Raw genomic sequence first — 18,470 nt, forward strand, 5'->3', positions numbered from 1 at the left:
CCCGGACTGGGGGCGCGGGGAGGGGGTTTCAACCGCCTGGGGGTGGGTTGAAACCCCCTTCGCCCGCGCGTTGGACGCGTCCGGGGTGCCACCACCTGCCCGGTGGCACCCCGGGTCGCATCACGAGGTCGTGCAGGGCCGCCCGTTGAGCGAGATCGCCGCCGGCCGGGAGTTCACCATCCCCGAACTCCCGGTGAAGCCGAACTCGGCGCTCCCGCCGGCGGGAATGGTCTTGTTCCAGCCCGCGTCCAGCGCGGTCACCGCCGCGCCGGTCTGGGTGACCTGCGCGTTCCACGCCTGCGTCACCTTCTGGCCGTCGGCGAACGTCCACGTCACCGTCCACCCGGTCACCGCCGCCGTGCCCGTGTTGCCCACCTTCACCGACGCCTGGAAGCCGCCCTGCCACTGGTTGGTGACCGTGTAGGCCGCCGTGCACGAGCCCGACGGCACCGGTGTCGTGGTCGTCGTCGGAGTCGTGGTGGTCGGAGTCGTGGTGGTCGTGGTCGGCGGTGGCTGGGTGCCCCCGGACTCGCCCACGATCACGCCGCGGCCGTTCGTGCCCACGTAGACCCGGCCGTACACCCGCGGGTCTCCGGTCAGCGCCGCTCCGATGTTGCCGTATTGGTGCTGGTCGTCGTTGATCCGCGTCCACGAGCCGCCCGCGTCGTCCGACCGGAAGATCCCGCGCACCCCGCCGATCTTCGCGATCGTGTATAACGTCGCATACGTCCGGCCCGGAGCGGCCTTGCCGAACCCGATGTTGTCGGCTTCGGCGACGTTCGCCAGTTTCGTGAAGGACGCGCCGGAGTCGGTCGAGTGCCACAGGCCGTACGCCGAGCCGGTGCCGCCGGCCAGCCAGACGTCCCCGGCCACGCCCGGCATCGCCTTGAAGTGTGCGGAGCCGGACGGCAGCCCGGTCGCCGCGGTCGCGGTGAACTGCGCGCCGCCGTCGGTGCTGACGTAGAACCGGCCCGCCGCGAACCCGTAGAACCGCTTCGGGTCGACCCGGTCGGACTCGACCACCGCGCCCGCCGGGATGCCGGCGGACGTCGTCCACGACGAGCCGAAGCCGGCCGAGTAGCTGACGTTCGCGCCGTCCGGGCTCCAGACGAACCGGCTGCCGTCGGCGGCCGCGGCCACCGTGCCGCCACTGGCGTTGCCGCCCGGCTCGGCGCCCTGGAACCAGTTCTTGCCGCCGTCGGTGGAGAAGGCGATCCGGTTGTCGTTCGGCCGCGCGGACCGGTCGAGCGTGCCGGTGCGCACGATCGTCGACGGCGAAAGCTCGGCGTAGTCGAGGCTCGTGGTCGTGGTGAACACCGGCTGCGTGTACATCGTGGCCGGGACGGTGTCGAGGCTGTCGTGCCGGAACCCGCCGATGTCACCGAGCCCGGACAGCAGCGGCGCGCCCGACGGCGGGCTGATCAGGTCGAGCACCGCGGTCTCCTCGAGGCCGCCGACGACCGGCTTGATCGTGATCTTCCCGCCGCTGTCCCACTTCGTCAGGTCGGACGTGCCGTAGATCGTCGCGCCGGTGCCGTAGAGCAGGTGGTCGGAGTCGAACGGGTCGATCTCCACCGACTCGGTCATCCAGCCGAGCTTCGGCGAAGGCACCGGGGGAGCGGGCTGCGCGCCGAAGGTCAGCCACGGCACCGCGGAGATGTCCTGGGTGTACCGCAGCGACCGGTCCGGGTAGCTCGAGAAGTCCCAGATGCGGGTCCAGGTGGCCCCGCCGTCGGTGCTGCGGAAGAAGATGACGTCCGGCCACCACGACACCTGCGTGGCGACCACCAGCGTGGTGGGGTGCTGCCGGTCGATCGTCAGCCCGCTGTAGCCGAAGTAGTCGTCGGCGCTGTCGGAGGGGATCGGGCTGATCCGCGTCCAGGTCCCGGTCTTGGTGGCGTACTTCCAGACGTCGCCCTTCGCGCCGTCGTACGGGCCGCCGGTGTCACTGGTCGCCAGGTAGAGGTAGCCGCCGGCGCTGTCGAGAACGCCCTTGTGCGCCAGGTAGCCGGTGGGCTGGCCGGGCAGCCGCGCCCACGTCGTGCCGCCGTCGGTGCTGCGGTAGACGGTGTTCTGCTTGTCCGCGACGCCGACGTAGATCGTCTGCGTGGTGCTGCCGCGGGTGCCGGTGGAGGGGTCGAAGGTCACCCAGGTGACGCCCTCGTTGTCGCTGGAGTACCCCGTCGTGTCGTTCGGGTCGGGGACGTAGGTGCCGGGGTTGGGGAAGGCGGTCACCTTCGCCCAGGTGACGCCGGAGTCCGTGCTGCGCCAGAGCCCGTTGCCGCTGGGGGCGCCGAGGTAGAGCACGCTGTTGCGGTTCGGGTCGATCGCGAGCCGTTCCCCCATGCCGCGCCCGGGCATGTTGCCGCCGAGCTTGAACGGCAGGGCCGCCGCCTGCCAGGTGGCGCCGCGGTCGGCCGAGCGCAGGACCGCGCCGTTGTTCGGGTCCCAGCTGTTGGTGTACATCCCGGCGGCGACGTAGACGCGGTTCGGGTCGAGCGCGTCGGTGGCCAGGCTGACGACACCGTTGTGGCCCCAGTCGGTCCAGCCGACGGAATCCAGCAGCGGGAGCCAGCGCCCGGTGGCGGTGTTCCACCGGTACGCCCCGCCGATGTCGGTGCGGGCGTAGACCAGCCCGGGTTCGCTCTGGTTGAAGACGATCCCGGGGACGAACCCGCCGCCGGCGATTTCCGCGTTGCGCCACGTCGTGGCGGCCGCGGCCGGAGCTGCCGGGGAGGCGGGCGCGCCGAGGGTGACCGCGACGGCGGCGGGCAGGAGAACGGCGAGCGCGGAGACGAAGAGCCGTCTCGCTGATCGGGACGCGGACGGGGAATGAGTTTTCGGCACGACGGTGTGCACAGTGGCCTCCACTTCTGGGAGCGCTTCCAGAGCGACGGTAAACCAGCGTTCCGAGCGTTGTAAAGCGTTCGACGATTTCGGTGAGCGGGACAGTCCACAGTGGATTCCGAACCGGCTGCCGCCGGGTTTGTCGGAATCACATACGTGAACGTCGATCAGGTTTCTGAATTGTTATCGCGGACCTTCTTGCCCGCCATTTTCCGGCGTGTGAGTGTGGTGGCCCCTGGCTGGACTGGACCTACGAAAGAGGCGACCCGGCACATGACCGATCAGTCAAGGACGCAGACGGCGCCGGTGCGGCACATCAACCGCACCACGTTGTACTTCTTCGGCGCGCTCGGCGGCATCCTCTTCGGTTACGACCTCGGCGTGATCTCCGGGGTGCTCCCGTTCATCGGGAAACTGTGGGCGTTGACGAGCTGGGACAAGGGCGTGATCACCGCGAGCCTGTCGGTCGGGGCGATCGGCGGCGCGCTGTTCTCCAGTCGCACCAACGAAGCGCTCGGCCGGCGCCGCACGATCATGGTCGCCGCGGGCATCGTGATCGTCGGTACGCTGGCGGCGAGCGTCTCGCCGACGTTCCTGCTGCTGGTGCTCTCGCGGCTGGTCATCGGGCTGGGGATAGGCCTTTCCTCGTCGACCGTGCCGACCTACCTGTCCGAACTGGCCCCGGCGAAGTGGCGCGGCGCGATGGGCGCGCTCAACCAGATTTTCATCGTGCTGGGCATCCTGATCGCGTTCCTGGTCAGCTACTGGCTCGGCCCGATTTCGGCGTGGCGCTGGATGTTCGCCGGCGCGATCGTGCCCGCGGTGGTCCTGCTCGCCGGGCTGGTCTTCCTGCCGGAGACGCCGCGCTGGCTGGTCAAGAACGGCCGCGAGGAGGAGGCCCGGCGGGTGCTGGCCAGCGCGCACGGGAGCACGGTGGACCTCGACGAGGAGCTCGCGACGATCCACGAGGTCATCCGGCTCGACACCGAGGAGAAGCCGCGGATCCGCGACCTGTTCTCCGGGTTCGTGCGGCCGATGCTCGTGGTGGCGCTGCTGCTCGCGATCGGCCAGCAGTTCAGCGGGGTCAACGCGATCAACGCCTACTTCCCGACGATGCTCATCGGCCTCGGCTTCGCCACGCAGGCGGCGTTGCTCTCCGGCGTCCTTTTGGGCGTGACGAAGTTCCTGTTCACCGCGTGGGTCGTGTTCGTGGTGGACCGCTGGGGCCGCAAGCCGCTGCTGCTCATCGGCAACGTCATCATGGTGCTCACCCTGGTGGCGGCCGGCCTGGTGGTGCTGAACGTCCACGACACCGGCACGCGCGGCCTGCTGATGCTGGTGATGATGGTGCTCTACCTGGTCGGCTACGAGCTCGGCTGGGGCGCGGTCGTCTGGGTGATGATGTCCGAGGTGTTCCCGCTGAAGTACCGGGCGGCGGGCATGGGCGTCAGCAGCGTGGTCCTGTGGGCGGCGACGGGCATCGTGAGCGCGGTGTTCCCGATCATCTCCGACCCGAAGTCGCTCGGCATCGGCGGCTCGATGTTCCTGTTCGCCGGGATCAACGTGGTGCTGTTCGTGCTCACCAAGTGGCTGGTGCCGGAGACGAAGGGCCGCACGCTGGAGCAGATCGAGCTCGACCTGCGGGCGCGCCAGGGCGTCGCGGCCGTCAAGAGCTGACCCCGGGGGGTCGATCGCCGGCGGGGCACGGAGGCGTCCGTGTCCCGCCGGTTTTCAGTGTGCCGGGGCGGGGGTGAGCTTCCCGGCCAGCCGGCCGATCCACGCCTCGACTTCTTCCGGGGAGCGGTCGGGGAGACCGAAGATCGTCTCGGTGACGCCCAGGGAATCCAGGTGTGCCAGGCGGTCCGGGTCCGGCCGCTCGCCGAGCGCGTGGATCAGCGGGGCGCCGGCACGGCCCTCGTCGGCCCAGATTCCCTTGAGCAGGGCCACGTGCCCGTCCAGGTCGGTGTCGGCCGGGGTGGTGAGCCAGCCGTCGGCGTGCCGGGCGATCCAGCGGAACGTCTTTTCGGACGGACCCGCGCCGAGCACCGCCGGGATGTGCGCCTGGACCGGCTTCGGCCACGCCCAGCTCGGACCGAACGAGACGAATTCCCCGGTGTAGGCGGCTTCTTCCTCCGTCCACAGTGCACGCATCGCCTCGAGGTACTCGCGCAGCGCGGTGCGGCGGCGGTTCCCGGGCACGCCGTGGTCGGTCAGCTCGTCGACGTTCCAGCCGAAGCCGGCGCCGAGCGTGACGCGGCCGCCGGAGAGGTGGTCGAGGCTGGCGATCGTCTTGGCGAGCGTGATCGGGTCGCTTTCGACCGGCAGGGCGACGGCGGTGGAGAGCCGGATCCGCTCGGTGACCGCGGCCGCCGTCGCCAGCGCGACCCACGGGTCGAGTGTCCGGCTGTAGCGGTCGTCGGGCAGTGACGCGTCCCCGGTGCGCGGGTGCGGTGACTCGCGCTTCACCGGGATGTGGGTGTGCTCGGGGACGTAGAAGGTCGAGAACCCCGCGGCCTCCGCGGCGCGCGCCGCGGCTGCCGGGGTGATTCCCCGGTCGCTGGTGAACAGCACGATTCCGTAGTCCACCCGCGGAGCGTATTAGAACGTGTTTCAGTTTTCAAGCTGGCCGATTCGTCACGCTTCGCAATCGATAGACTGCTCCGGGTGGCCTTGAGGGGGGCTCGATGCCGGGCTGTCACACTCGGCGGCGGCAGTGGCGCGCGATCGGCCGACGGAGGTGCGGGGTGACCCGGATGATCCATTGTGGACAGAAGATGTCCCAGTCCGTGGACACGGCGGCGGGGCGGGATGGCGTACCGGGGCCCGTTTCCGATACCGTGGACCACAGGTCGAGAGGCGCTGCAACGGACCACGGGGTCCGCCACGCTCGGCCGGGAATGACCAACCAAGGGCGCCTCCCGACCGAGGGAGGCTGCCGGTGAACACCCCGCACCAGTCAGAGGCGCGCCTGCGTGAGCTGCTCGACCAGCGGGTCGCCGTGCTCGACGGTGCCTGGGGCACCATGCTGCAGGGCGCCGGGCTCACCCCGGCCGACTACCGCGGCGACCGCTTCGGCGAGCACACCCACGACGTCACCGGCGACCCCGACCTGCTGAACCTCACCCGCCCGGACGTCATCCTCGACGTCCACCGCCAGTACCTGGCCGCGGGCGCGGACATCACCACCACCAACACCTTCACCGCCACCAGCATCGGCCAGGCCGACTACGGCCTGCAGGCCTACGTCCACGAGATGAACGTCCGCGGCGCGCAGCTGGCCCGCCAGGCCGCCGACGAGGCAGGCGGCAAGTTCGTCGCCGGCTCGATCGGGCCGCTCAACGTCACCCTCAGCCTGTCGCCCAAGGTCGACGACCCGGCGTACCGGGCGGTCACATTCGAGCAGGTCAAGGCCGCCTACGCCGAGCAGATCGCCGGCCTCGCCGAGGGCGGCGTCGACCTGCTGCTCATCGAGACGATCTTCGACACGCTGAACTGCAAGGCCGCCATCGCCGCCGCCCGCGAGGTCGCGCCGGAGCTGCCGCTGTGGATCTCGGTGACCATCGTCGACCTCAGCGGCCGGACGCTGTCGGGGCAGACCGTCGAGGCGTTCTGGAGCTCGATCGAGCACGCGAAACCGCTGGTCGTCGGCGTGAACTGCTCGCTGGGCGCGGAGGAGATGCGCCCGCACGTCGAGGAGCTCGCCCGGATCGCCGACGCCTACGTCGCCTGCCACCCCAACGCCGGCCTGCCGAACGCGTTCGGCGGCTACGACCAGACACCGGAGGAGACGGCCGGGCTGATCGGCGGCTTCGCCCGCGAAGGCCTGGTCAACCTGGTCGGCGGCTGCTGCGGCACGACCCCGGGACACATCGCGAAGATCGCCGAGGCCGCGAAGGAAGTCACGCCGCGGGAGGTGCCGGCGCCGCGCACGCACACGCGCTTCAGCGGCCTCGAGCCGTTCGGCATCGGGGCCGACACCGGGTTCGTGATGATCGGCGAGCGCACCAACGTCACCGGCTCCAAGCGGTTCCGCCGGCTCATCGAATCCGGCGACCACCAGGGCGCGGTCGACGTCGCGCTGGAGCAGGTCCGCGGCGGGGCCAACCTGCTCGACGTCAACATGGACGCCGACCTGCTGGAATCCGAGCAGGCGATGACGACGTTCCTCAACCTGATCGCCACCGAGCCCGAGGTGGCCCGGATCCCGGTGATGGTCGACAGCTCCAAGTGGAGCGTGCTCGAAGCCGGCCTGCGCTGCCTGCAGGGCAAGGGCGTGGTCAACTCGATCAGCCTCAAGGAGGGCGAGGAGCCCTTCCTCGCCCAGGCCCGCACGATCCGCGACTACGGCGCCGGCGTCGTCGTGATGGCCTTCGACGAGCAGGGCCAGGCCGACACCGCCGACCGCAAGGTGGAGATCTGCGCCCGCGCTTACGACCTGCTGACGCAGAAGGCGGGCTTCGCGGGCGAAGACATCATCTTCGACCCGAACGTCCTCGCCGTCGCCACCGGCATCGCCGAGCACAACGGCTACGCGAAGGCGTTCATCGAGGCCCTGCCCCGGATCAAGGAGCGCTGTCCCGGCGCGCGGACCAGCGGCGGCATCTCGAACCTGTCGTTCTCCTTCCGCGGCAACGACGTGGTGCGCGAAGCGATGCACTCGGCGTTCCTGTACTACGCGGTCAAGGCCGGGCTGGACATGGGTATCGTCAACGCCGGCCAGCTCGCCGTCTACGAGGACATCCCGAAGGACCTCCTGGAGCTGGTCGAGGACGTGCTCTTCGACCGCCGCGAAGACGCCACCGACCGCCTGGTCAGCTTCGCCGAGAACGTCAAGGGCAGCGGCACCAAGCGCGTCGTGGACCTCTCCTGGCGCGAAGGCACGGTGGGCGAGCGCCTGTCCCACGCGCTGGTCCACGGCATCGTGGACTACATCGAAGAAGACACCGAAGAGGCGCGGCAGCAGTTCGCGCGGCCCCTCGAGGTCATCGAGGGCCCGCTGATGGACGGCATGAAGATCGTCGGCGACCTGTTCGGCTCCGGCAAGATGTTCCTGCCGCAGGTGGTCAAGAGCGCCCGCGTGATGAAGCGGTCGGTCGCCTACCTCGAGCCGTTCATGGAGGCGGAGAAGGAGAAGGCGCGCCAGGAGGGCAGGCTGGCCTCGGCCGGCGGCCAGGGCAAGATCGTGCTGGCCACGGTCAAGGGCGACGTCCACGACATCGGCAAGAACATCGTCGGGGTCGTGCTGGGCTGCAACAACTACGAGGTCATCGACCTCGGCGTGATGGTGCCGGCCGGCAAGATCCTCGACACCGCGGTGACCGAAGGCGCCGACGCGGTCGGGCTGTCCGGGCTGATCACGCCGTCGCTGGACGAGATGGTCGCGGTCGCCACCGAAATGCAGCGGCGCGGCTTGAAGATGCCGCTGCTCATCGGCGGCGCGACGACGTCCAAGCAGCACACCGCGGTCAAGATCGCCCCGGCCTACGACAACGCGACGGTGCACGTGCTCGACGCCTCGCGCGTGGTCGGCGTCGTCTCCGACCTGCTCGACCCGGACCGCTCGATCGCGCTGACCGCGAAGAACCGGGCCGACCAGGAAGTGCTGCGCGAGCAGCACGCCAGCAAGCAGCGCCGCCCGATGCTCACCCTCGAGCAGGCTCGCGCGAACCCCGAAAAGGTGGCCTTCGACGGCCTGCCGACCCCGGTGTTCACCGGTCGGCGCGTGGTCGAGCCGGGCATCGCGGAACTGCGCGAGATGATCGACTGGCAGTTCCTGTTCCTGGCCTGGGAGCTCAAGGGCAAGTACCCGGCCATCCTGGAGCAGCCGGTCGCCCGCGAGCTGTTCGACGACGCGAACACGCTGCTCGACCAGATCATCGCCGACGGCAGCTTCACCGCGAAGGGCGCGTACGCGTTCTGGCCCGCGCACAGCGAAGGCGACGACATCCTGCTCGAAGGCGACTTCGCGCACGTCAAGTTCCCGATGCTGCGGCAGCAGACGGCCAAGCCGGAGGACCGCGCGAACCGCTGCCTGGCCGACTACATCGCCCCGATCGGCGACCACCTCGGCGGCTTCGCGGTGGCCATCCACGGTGCCGAGGCGCTGGCCGCGCGCTACGAAGCCGAGCAGGACGACTACCGCGCCATCATGGTCAAGGCGCTGGCCGACCGGCTCGCCGAGGCGTTCGCCGAGCACATCCACCTGCGGGCCCGCCGCGACTGGTTCGAGCCGGACGCGCAGCCGAAGCTGGAGGACCTGCACGCGGAGCGGTTCCGCGGCATCCGCCCGGCCCTCGGCTACCCGGCCAGCCCCGACCACAGCCAGAAGCGCGAGCTGTTCGCGCTGCTGGAGGCGGGCGAGCTCGGGATGGACCTGACCGAGTCGTTCGCGATGACACCGGCGGCGAGCGTGTCCGGGCTGATCTTCGCCCACCCGGACTCCCGCTACTTCACCGTCGGCAGGCTCGGCCGCGACCAGGTCGAGGACTACGCCCGCCGCAAGGGCGTCGAGGTCGCCGAGGTCGAGCAGTGGCTGCGGCCGAACCTGGCCTACGACCCCGAGGCGTAGTCCGGCAGCTCGATGTCCGTGGCGAACCGGTCGGTCGCCTTGAGCAGCAGGCCGAGCAGGAAGCGGGACTTGAACGTCCAGTCCCGCAGCTTGATCCGCAGCGGCGTGGGCGGCGCGAGGAACGGGCCCGCGCTGCCGCGCTGCGACACCTTCGCGTAGTCCCGCATCAGCTCCTCGTAGCGGGCGAACGCGACCCGGTGCTCGCCGCCGGCGGCGCGGAGCTCACCCGCGAGCACGTACGCCCCGACGACGGCCAGCCCGGTGCCGAAGCCGCCGAGGGTGTTGCCGTAGGCGGCGTCACCGAGCAGGACGACCCGGCCGCGGGAGTAGCGGTCGATCGTGACCCGGCTGAGCGAGTCGAGGTGGAACTCGCGCGCCTGCGGGATCCGGGCCATCAGCTCCGGCACCCGCCAGCCCGCGCCCCGGTAGGCGTCCACCAGCAGCTGCCGCTGCCGGCCGGTGTCGGTGCGGTCGTGGTCCGGTTCCGGTGAGGCGAACACGAAGAACGCCGACGCCTTCGGGCCGCCGACCGCGGCCATCCGGCCCGGTTCGTTGTACATCTGCGCGTCGCCGCTGCCGAGGTCTTCGCCGAGCTCGGCGAGGGCGTAGTGGTAGCCGAGGTACCGCACGTGGTCGCGCTCCGGGCCGAACGCCAGCCGCCGGACGGTCGAGTGGATCCCGTCGGCGCCGACGACCAGGTCGAATCGGCGCGGCCGGGCGTGTTCGAAGGTGACTTCCACGCCGCCGGTGGTCTCGGTCAAGGACGTGACGGTGTCGCCGAAGAGGTACTCGCAGTCCGTGTGCGCGTACAGGATCTCGGCCAGGTCGCCGCGGCGGATCTCGATGTCACCACCGGTGAACTCGCCGGGGATCACGGCCCGCGGCCGCCCGGCGGCGTCGACGATGGTCTGGTCCTGCCCGCCGGTCCGGCGGCGCAGGACGTCGTCGAGGACACCCATGCGGTCGAGGACGGTCCGGTGGGTGGCGCCTTTGAAGTCGACGGCCTGCCCGCCGGGCCGCAGCGCGGGCGCGCGTTCGACGACGGTGACGGTCCAGCCGGAGCGGGCGAGCAGGAGGGCGAGAGCGGGCCCGGCGATGCTCGCGCCGGAGATGAGAACGGTGCGGTTGTCCATGCCGCCGAGCTTCACCAGGGCGGCTTACCGCCCCCTGGCGAAGCGCTGACGGTGGCCGTCAGCGCCCGTCAGCCCTCGGGGGTGCCCCCCGTTTTCCACGCTGCCGGAGGGCACCGACAGTTCCGGCCCCCTCGGGCCCTACTCGACGGCGCCGTTGTTCGCCAGCAGCGTCTGGTACCAGCTGTCGTACGGGTGGTTGGTCGCCGGGTAGTTCGCCAGGGGAGTCGTGGCCTGGCTCGCCGCGTCGAAGTCCCAGCCGCGGACCAGGCGGCCTGCCTGCCGGGCCGCGGTGATGAACGCGGACTCCGTTGCCGGTGCGGCGTAGAACAGCGCGCCCTGCTGCAGCTCCGCGCTGTCGCCCTTCTGGAACTCGTCGAACGCGACCTGGCGGTAGCGGATCCGGTCGCCTGCCACCCGGTCGGTGTCGGCGCGCAGCGTCTGGGCCGAGGTCGGGCCGTCCGCGCCCGTCCACACCGAGACCGTGCGGCCGGCACTCGCCGACGTCGCCTTGGCGAACCGGGCTTCGGACGTCTTGGCGTTGCCGGTCCACGAGACCGTTGTGCCCGCGAGCACGCCGTCCCAGGCCCAGTTCTGGCTGTTGTTCTGGCTCTTGTGGATTTCCCGCAGGTGCGTGCCGTCGGTGAAGGCGACCGTCGGCAGGACGCCGTTGTCGTACTGGTGGCTCGCCTGCCAGGTGATCTCGCCGTCCGCGCCGAGCTTGCCGACGTGGTACCAGAGCGTCGACGCGCCCTGGGACTGGTGCACCTCGACCAGGTCGCCGTTGTCGTTCAGCGCGACGGCCGGCGTCTGGCCGCTGTCGTACTTGCCGTGCCGCAACCAGGTGACCCGGCCGTCGGCGCCGTAGGTCCCGGTCCAGTACCAGAGCGCGCCCGCCCCGGAGTCGTGCACCTCGACGACCTGGCCACGCCCGTTCAGCGCGACCGCCGGGTGGTAGCCGACGTCGCGTTTGTACTCCGTGCGGGAGCCGCCGTCGCCCGACAGCAGCGGCAGCACACGTCCGCGCAGCGCGTCGACGTCCGGTTGCGCCGCCGGGTAGTCCTGCGCCTTCAGCAACCGCGAGCCGAAGACGGACTCCAGCTCCTGGTTGAGCGCGGTCAGGTTGCCGGCGGCGAAGGACGGGTTGTCGGTCAGGTCGTCCTTGAGGTCGAGCATTACGACGATCGGCGCGGCGGCGGGGTGCTGCACCGACCAGCCGTTCACGACGGCCAGCCAGTCGCGGAGGCTGTTCGACGCCGGGTTGCCACCGCCGTGGTCGACGAGGTTGCCGGGCGAATCGTGCCCCACGGCGTAGTCGAGCGAGCTCGCGTAGCCGTTGTCGTGCACGTCGAGCTCGAGGAACCGGACGCCGTGGTCGAGCTGGTAGGCGAGGGAGTTCTTGGCGCCGTCGACGTTGCCGGAGTAGCTGTTGTGGGTCGCGCGGAAGACCGACGAGGGGAACGGCGGGCTCGCGGCGTGAGCGGTGGCGGGGGTGAGCAAGGCGGCGGTCAGAGCGGCGGTGGCGAGCGCGGGCAGGCGGCGCATCCTCGGATCCTCACGTCGGGGAACGGGGCGCCGCCCATCCTGGCCGCCGAACGGTTGCGCTGTCTCGAATTCCGGATGAATCCGCGTCCGCGATGTGGGAGGTTTTCCAGCCCATGGTGTGACGGCACGGGTGGCCCCGTTGACGCCGGCCGGGCGGTGACCGCAAGTGGAGCGGGTGATCATCCTCCGGCCCGCGACGGGCACGCGGCAGCTGACGCTGCTCGCCGTGGTGCAGGTGTGCGCGATGAGCGTCTGGTTCTCCGCCTCGGCGGTGCTGCCTGCGCTGCGCGCCGAACGGGGGGTGGCGGGGGAGCAGGCGATCCTGCTGGCGGCCGCCGTCCAGCTGGGTTTCGCCTGCGGCGCGGTCGCTTCGGCCGCCCTCAACCTCGCCGACCGCGTGCGGCCGCCGCGGCTGATGGCGGTCAGCGCCCTGCTGGCGGCGACGGCCACCGCGGCCCTGCCCTGGTGCGCCGGGCTCGCCGTCCCGCTGCGGTTCGCGACCGGCTTCGCCCTCGCCGGCGTCTACCCGGTCGGGATGAAGGTGGTGGTGTCGTGGTTCCCGCGTCGGCGGGGGATCGCGCTGGGGGTGCTGCTGGGGGCACTGACCGTCGGCTCGGCGCTGCCGAGCCTGCTGGTGACGCTGGAACCCGTGCACTGGCGGGCGGTCCTGCTCGGTTCCGCCGTGCTGGCGGTGGGTGCCGCGGTTTCGGGGGTGTTCGTCCGGCCGGGCCCGGACCTGGCGGCAGCACCCCCGTGGCAACCCCGCTACCTGCTGCGCATGGCGGCCGACCGCCGCCAGCGGCTGGTGTGCCTCGGGTACTTCGGGCACATGTGGGAGCTCTACGCGCTGTGGGCGTGGCTGTCGGCGTACCTGGCGGCGACCGGCGGGCCGGGCGGCTCGACGGCGTTCGTGGTGATCGGTCTCTGTGGCGCAGCCGGGTGCGTGGCGGGCGGCGCGCTGTCGGACCGCTGCGGCCGGACGGTCGTGGCGATGACGGCGATGCTGGTGAGCGGCGGCTGTGCGGTGCTGTCGTTCCCGGTGTCCGGGACGGCGTGGCTGCTGCCGGTGCTGCTGGTGTGGGGCGTGGCGGTGATCGCGGACTCGGGCCAGTTCTCGGCGGCACTGGCCGAGACGGCGGATCCCCGGTACGTCGGAACGGCACTGACGGCGATGACGGCGTTCGGCTTCCTGCTGAGCGCGGGCACGATCCAGCTGCTGCCGCTGCTGGCCGGCGCGGTCGGCTGGCGGGCGGCGGTGCCGGTGCTGGCGATCGGCCCGCTGCTCGGTGCCGCGGCCATGCACCGGCTGCGCCGGTAGCCTCGCGGGTATGGCGCCGGAACACGTGATCGTGACGTCCACGACGGACTCGGAAGCAGCGGCCCGCGAACTCGCCACCCGGGTGGTGGAAGCCCGCTTGGGCGCCTGCGCCCAGGTCGTCGGCCCGATCACCAGCGTCTACCGGTGGGAGGGCGCGGTGCAGACCGACCAGGAGTGGCGGGTCGAGATCAAGACCACCGCCGAGCGCGTGCCCGCGCTCACCGAACGGCTCCGGGAGCTGCACGGCTACGACCTCCCGGAAGTCGTCGCCACCCCGATCGTCGGCGGCAGCGCGGACTACCTGGCGTGGCTGACCGCGGAGACCGCTGGCTAGATTCGGCGCATGGAGCACGAAGGACTCAGGCAGCGCTTCGCGACGCTGACCACCGCCCACCTCGCCGACGCCTGCATCCGGGCCGGGCTGCCGGTGCGGTGCGCGCCGGCGGCGACGCGGGCCGTGGTGCCCGGCAGCAGGCTGTTCGGCCCCGCCGTTCCGGCCCGGCACGTCGGCAGCGTCGACGTCTTCCTCGAGGCGTTCGAGCGGGCCCCCGGGGGTGGGGTGCTGGTGGTCGACAACGGCGGGCGGCTCGACGAAAGCTGCGTCGGCGACCTCGTCGTCCTCGAAGCGCGGGCGGCCGGGCTGTCCGGCGTGGTGATCTGGGGCCTGCACCGCGACACCGCGGACATCCGCGCGATCGGGTTGCCCGTGTTCAGCCTCGGCTCGCTGCCCACCGGCCCGCTCAGCCTCGGGCCGCGCGTCGACGGCGGCCTGGCCGAAGCGGTCGTCGGGACCTGGCGGATCGGGCCCGCCGACCTCGTCCTCGGCGACGACGACGGCGTCCTCTTCGTCCCGTTGGCCCGTGCGGGTGACTTGTTCACCCTCGCCGAAGGCATCCGCGACACCGAACGCCACCAGGCCGACCGCATCCGCGGCGGCGAACCGTTGCGCGAGCAGCTGCGGTTCGGCGCCTTCCTGGCGGCCAGGGAAACGAATCCGGGCTTGACTTTCCGCGCACACCTGCGGGCCATCGGCGGCGCGATCGAAGAATGACCACAAAGGTGTGATCACCCGCCCGATCGGGTATCCCGCGCCTGCAGCGGGCGCGGGAGGCGGAAACCATGAACACGCTCATCGGCTTCGGCAGGGACGTCGAATACCACTTCGCCCGGGGGCTGCGCGCCTACCTGGCCCGGGTCGCGCGGGCCGTCGGCGTCGGCTTCGAGTCGTGTTCGCTCGACCTCGACGTGCCCGCCTCCGGGTACGTCGCCCTCGACCGGACGCTCGCGGACCACGACCTCGCCCTGATCTGGGACGAGGTGCACGGCTGGTCGGTGGTCGCCGAGCCCGCGGGTGGCGCGCCGAAGCTGCTCGCCTACCTCGGCGGCCCGGAGGTGCTGCCCGCCCCGCGCGCGGTCGCCCGGTTCCTCGAGGTGCTGCGGGTCGCCGGGCCGCCCGCCGGCTCGTTCCGGCCGCCGGTGTTCCGGAGGGCGGGCCACCACGAGGACCTCGTGGACTGGTTGCCCGTCACCGGCCCCGAAGGGCTGCTCCGGTCGAGTCCGCCCACCTGGTGACCCGCGGCGATCCCCCACCCGGGCGCCTAGGATGGGCGGGCAGCCACCACCGGAGTGAGGGAACACCGTGAGCAGCGCCGACCCGTCCCGACCCGTTCGCGTCCTGCTCGTGGAGGACCACGACATGGTGGCCGAGGCGCTGCAGCTGGCCCTCGACCGCGCCGACGGGATCACCGTGGTCGGCCGGGCCCGGTCACGGGCGGAAGCCGTGGCCGACGTGCTGGCACACGCCCCGGACGTCGTGCTGCTGGACCGGCGGCTCGCCGACGGCGACGCCCTCGGCATCGTCGCGCAGCTCGGGGCGGGCGGGGCGCGGGTGCTGGTGCTGACCGGCGACGCGACCCCGGCGATCGCCGTGCAGGTGGCCAAGGCGGGCGGTGCCGGGCTGCTGCTGAAGTCCTCCCAGCTCGGCGTCCTCGAAACCGCGGTGCGGGACGTGGCCGCCGGCGGCGTGGTCTTCGACCCGGACCTGCTGTCGGACGTCTTCGACCGGCTCACCGGCCGCAGCACGGGCGGCACGGCGTTGACCGCGCGGGAACGCGAAACCCTCGACCTGCTCGCCGAAGGCGCGACCACCGAGGAGATCGGCCGACGGCTCGGCGTCTCCCGCAACACCACGCGCAACCACGTCCAGCGGGTGCTGGAGAAGCTCGGCGCGCGCTCGAAGCTCGAAGCCGTCGCGGTGGCCCGCCGGGAGGGCCTCATCGGCTGATGCATCTGCACCAGGCCGAGGGGGGCTTTTGCATCTCGCGCCGCCGGGTGCGTTTCCCGCAGGCTGGCACCGTGACCACGTCTGCCCCCCTCACCGCGGAGTGCGTGCTGTCCGACGCGCCGGACAGCCTCGCCGTCGCCCGCCGCGTCACGCGGCTGGCCCTCCTGGCCTGGATCGGGGACGGCCCCGCCGTCGACGACGCGCTGCTGGTCGTCACCGAGCTGGCGACGAACGCCCTGCGCCACGGCGACGGCCACCCGGTCCTGCGGCTGAGCGTGGAGGGGACGGACATCCGGGTCGAGGTCTTCGACGACAACCCGGAGTTCCCGGTGCGGCGGCACCCGGGGACCGACGGCGGCTGGGGCCTCGCCCTCGTCGACCGGCTGTCGTCGGTGCGGGGGAGCGCACCGCACGGCCGCGGGAAGGTGGTCTGGTGCGTCCTGCCCGCCTCCTCCGCCGAACTCGCGGGTTGAGCGCCGGTCCCGTGGTCGTGCCGGGTGCGCGGCGATCCGGCAGAGTGGCCGCATGGACGACGACCGGTTCCGCCTGCTGGTGCAGGGCGTGCTGGACTACGGGATCTTCCTGCTCGACACCGGGGGCCGGATCTCGACCTGGAACGCGGGGGCGGAACGCATCGAGGGGTACGCGGCGGAGGAGATCATCGGGCAGCACTTCTCGGTCTTCTACCCCGCGGAGGACGTGGCGGCGGGGAAGCCGGCCCGGGAGCTGGAGACGGCGGTCGCCGAGGGGCGGCTGGAGGACGAGGGGTGGCGGGTCCGCAAGGACGGCACCCGGTTCTGGGCGAACGTGGTGATCACGGCGTTGTACGACGGGGAGGGGCTGCTGCGGGGGTTCGGGAAGGTCACCCGGGACGTGACCGAGCGCCGCGAGGCCGAGCTGGCGCTGCGGGAGAGCGAGGAACGGTTCCGCCTGCTCGTCCAGAGCGTCCAGGACTACGGCATCTTCATGCTGGACACCGGCGGCCACATCTCGAGCTGGAACGCCGGTGCCCAGCGGATCAAGGGGTACGCGGCGGAGGAGATCATCGGGCAGCACTTTTCGGTCTTCTACCCGGCCGAGGACGTGGCGGCGGGGAAGCCGGCCCGGGAGCTGGAGACGGCGATGGCCGAGGGGCGGCTGGAGGACGAGGGGTGGCGGGTCCGCAAGGACGGCACCCGGTTTTGGGCGAACGTGGTGATCACGGCGTTGTACGACGAGCAGGGCAGGCTGCACGGGTTCGGCAAGGTCACCCGGGACATGACCGAGCGCCGCAACGCCGAGCAGGCGCTGCGCGAACGCCGGCGGCTGGTCGGGCACCTCGTCGAGGCCCAGGAGGTCGAACGCCGCCGGATCGCCTGGGACGTCCACGACGAGTCGATCCAGTCCATGGTGGCCGTCGGCATGCGCCTGCAGCTGCTGGCCTCCCGGCTGCCGGAACCGCACGCGAGCGCCGTCGCCGGCCTCGACGAGTCGGTGGCCGCCGCGATCGCCCGGCTGCGCGGCCTGGTGTCCCGGCTGCGGCCGCCGGAACTCGACCGGCACGGCCTGGTGGAGGCGGTTTCGGCCTACACCGACGACGTCGCGGGCCGCTGGGGGCTGGCGCACGAGGTGCGGGACGAGCTCACCGCCGAACCCTCGCCGGAAGCGGCGATCACCGTGTACCGGATCTGCCAGGAAGCGCTCAGCAACGTCCACCGGCACGCGCGCGCCACCAGCGTCTCGGTCACGCTGTCCACAGTGGACAACGGGACCCTGGTGCGGATCACCGACGACGGCGTCGGCACCGCCGGGGGCGAGGCGGGCGCGGGCCACTTCGGGCTGGTCGAGATGCACGAACGCGCCGAAGCGGCGCACGGCTGGCTCTCGGTGGACAGCAGGCCCGGCGAAGGCACCGTCGTCGAGTTCTGGCTGCCGCTGCTGCCCGACGTGACGGAGCCGGGACCGTGACCGAACTGCGCGTGCTGATCTCCGACGACGACGTGATGATCCGCGACGTCCTCAAGGAGGTGCTCGACGCCGAGCCCGACATCGCGGTGGTCGCGGTGGCCGGCGACGCCGACGAGGCGATCCGGCTCGCCGAACGGCACCGGCCCGCGGTCGCCGTCCTCGACGTCCGGATGCCGGGCGGCGGCGGGGCGCGGGCGGCCCGCGAGATCGCCCGGTGCAGCCCGCACACCGCGATCCTGGCCTTCTCCGCCTACGCCGACCGGGCCTCGATCGCCGGGCTGGCCGCGGCAGGCGTCACCGAATACCTGGTCAAGGGCGCGCCGAACACGGCGATCGTCGAAGCCGTCCGGCGGCTGGGAGGCCGGGCGTCCGCCTGAGCGCCCTGTGTCAAGCGGGCTGGTGGGCTGCTCGCAGGTGAGCGGTCAGGGCACCGGCCGGACGTCGGCGACGCAGTCGAAGTCGGACGGCAGCAGGGTGAACAGCCGCTGCACCGCGCGGGACCCGCCGGCGTCCACGGTCAGGCGCGCCCCGGCCGAGTCGGCGAGCAGCTGGGCGCGCAGCAGCGAGTTCAGCCCCGCGACCGAGAAGAACGTGACCCCGGCGAGGTCGATGACGAGGGCGTCGAGGTGGGCGGGGACGCGCTCCTGCAGGACCTTGTCGAGGCGGCGTGCGGTGTTGAGGTCGACCTCGCCGACCGCCTCGACGAGCAGGGTGCGGGGGCCGGGGGTGAGCACGCGCACGGACATGTGCCCGCCGGCGTCGAGCCAGTCGGTGGTGGCGAGCCGGGGGTCGGCCGAGCGCGGTTCCGGAACCATCGCGGCACCCTTTCGT

15 protein-coding genes and 1 riboswitch are annotated in these 18,470 nt (G+C 71.9%); of the genes, 10 read left to right on the top strand and 5 right to left on the bottom strand.

Annotation, left to right across the window (positions count from 1 at the left end):
- Positions 1 to 120: 120 nt before the first annotated feature.
- Positions 121 to 2,859 (bottom strand): cellulose binding domain-containing protein, encoded by a 2,739-nt coding sequence (locus tag HUT10_RS49475; protein WP_176177548.1) that lies wholly within the window; start codon positions 2,857 to 2,859, stop codon positions 121 to 123.
- A gap of 261 nt (positions 2,860 to 3,120) precedes the next feature.
- On the opposite strand from HUT10_RS49475, the gene HUT10_RS49480 reads away from it, so the two are divergent.
- Positions 3,121 to 4,524: a sugar porter family MFS transporter gene (locus HUT10_RS49480; protein WP_176177549.1), complete on the top strand. Its 1,404-nt coding sequence runs from the start codon at positions 3,121 to 3,123 to the stop codon at positions 4,522 to 4,524.
- A gap of 54 nt (positions 4,525 to 4,578) precedes the next feature.
- Here the strand turns inward: HUT10_RS49480 and HUT10_RS49485 are convergent, their stop codons facing one another.
- Positions 4,579 to 5,433, bottom strand: coding sequence for a TIGR03619 family F420-dependent LLM class oxidoreductase (locus HUT10_RS49485; RefSeq protein WP_176177550.1), 855 nt, complete (start codon positions 5,431 to 5,433; stop codon positions 4,579 to 4,581).
- Between the two features lie 259 nt (positions 5,434 to 5,692).
- Positions 5,693 to 5,771: riboswitch (S-adenosyl-L-homocysteine riboswitch) on the top strand.
- A gap of 14 nt (positions 5,772 to 5,785) precedes the next feature.
- On the opposite strand from HUT10_RS49485, the gene metH reads away from it, so the two are divergent.
- Complete coding sequence (metH, locus tag HUT10_RS49490) at positions 5,786 to 9,415, top strand: methionine synthase (RefSeq protein ID WP_176177551.1); 3,630 nt, start codon at positions 5,786 to 5,788, stop codon at positions 9,413 to 9,415.
- On the opposite strand, the gene HUT10_RS49495 is transcribed toward metH, so the two are convergent.
- Both HUT10_RS49495 and HUT10_RS49500 read right to left on the bottom strand, forming a co-directional pair.
- Complete coding sequence (locus HUT10_RS49495) at positions 9,397 to 10,548, bottom strand: FAD-dependent monooxygenase (protein ID WP_176177552.1); 1,152 nt, start codon at positions 10,546 to 10,548, stop codon at positions 9,397 to 9,399. The two genes, metH and HUT10_RS49495, sit on opposite strands and share 19 nt — an antisense overlap.
- A 138-nt stretch (positions 10,549 to 10,686) precedes the next feature.
- On the bottom strand, positions 10,687 to 12,090 hold the full coding sequence (locus tag HUT10_RS49500; RefSeq protein WP_176177553.1) for a hypothetical protein: 1,404 nt from the start codon (positions 12,088 to 12,090) through the stop codon (positions 10,687 to 10,689).
- A gap of 166 nt (positions 12,091 to 12,256) precedes the next feature.
- Between HUT10_RS49500 and HUT10_RS49505 the strand changes: the two genes are divergently transcribed.
- From HUT10_RS49505 to HUT10_RS49540, 8 genes are all read left to right on the top strand, one after another.
- Positions 12,257 to 13,408 (top strand): MFS transporter, encoded by a 1,152-nt coding sequence (locus HUT10_RS49505; protein WP_254897403.1) that lies wholly within the window; start codon positions 12,257 to 12,259, stop codon positions 13,406 to 13,408.
- Between the two features lie 10 nt (positions 13,409 to 13,418).
- Positions 13,419 to 13,742 carry a divalent-cation tolerance protein CutA gene (gene cutA / locus HUT10_RS49510; protein WP_176177554.1) on the top strand — a complete coding sequence of 108 codons (324 nt, stop codon included), beginning with the start codon at positions 13,419 to 13,421 and terminating at the stop codon, positions 13,740 to 13,742.
- Between the two features lie 9 nt (positions 13,743 to 13,751).
- The gene (locus HUT10_RS49515) at positions 13,752 to 14,459 is read left to right on the top strand and encodes an RraA family protein (RefSeq protein WP_176177555.1); all 708 of its coding nucleotides are present in this window, start codon (positions 13,752 to 13,754) and stop codon (positions 14,457 to 14,459) included.
- 68 nt (positions 14,460 to 14,527) lie between these two features.
- A complete protein-coding gene (locus HUT10_RS49520) occupies positions 14,528 to 14,980 on the top strand; it encodes a DUF6292 family protein (RefSeq protein WP_176177556.1) in 453 nt (150 codons plus the stop codon).
- A gap of 67 nt (positions 14,981 to 15,047) precedes the next feature.
- The gene (locus HUT10_RS49525) at positions 15,048 to 15,692 is read left to right on the top strand and encodes a response regulator transcription factor (RefSeq protein WP_176177557.1); all 645 of its coding nucleotides are present in this window, start codon (positions 15,048 to 15,050) and stop codon (positions 15,690 to 15,692) included.
- A 71-nt stretch (positions 15,693 to 15,763) separates the two neighbouring features.
- Positions 15,764 to 16,165 (top strand): ATP-binding protein, encoded by a 402-nt coding sequence (locus tag HUT10_RS49530; RefSeq protein ID WP_254897404.1) that lies wholly within the window; start codon positions 15,764 to 15,766, stop codon positions 16,163 to 16,165.
- A 52-nt stretch (positions 16,166 to 16,217) separates the two neighbouring features.
- A complete protein-coding gene (locus HUT10_RS49535; protein WP_176177559.1) occupies positions 16,218 to 17,639 on the top strand; it encodes a PAS domain S-box protein in 1,422 nt (473 codons plus the stop codon).
- Complete coding sequence (locus HUT10_RS49540; RefSeq protein WP_176177560.1) at positions 17,636 to 18,016, top strand: response regulator transcription factor; 381 nt, start codon at positions 17,636 to 17,638, stop codon at positions 18,014 to 18,016. Before HUT10_RS49535 ends, HUT10_RS49540 begins: the two co-directional genes overlap by 4 nt.
- A gap of 45 nt (positions 18,017 to 18,061) precedes the next feature.
- Here the strand turns inward: HUT10_RS49540 and HUT10_RS49545 are convergent, their stop codons facing one another.
- Positions 18,062 to 18,454 (bottom strand): STAS domain-containing protein, encoded by a 393-nt coding sequence (locus HUT10_RS49545; protein ID WP_176177561.1) that lies wholly within the window; start codon positions 18,452 to 18,454, stop codon positions 18,062 to 18,064.
- Between the last annotated feature and the right edge of the window lie 16 nt (positions 18,455 to 18,470).

This window comes from Amycolatopsis sp. Hca4 (assembly GCF_013364075.1).
Lineage (GTDB): Bacteria > Actinomycetota > Actinomycetes > Mycobacteriales > Pseudonocardiaceae > Amycolatopsis.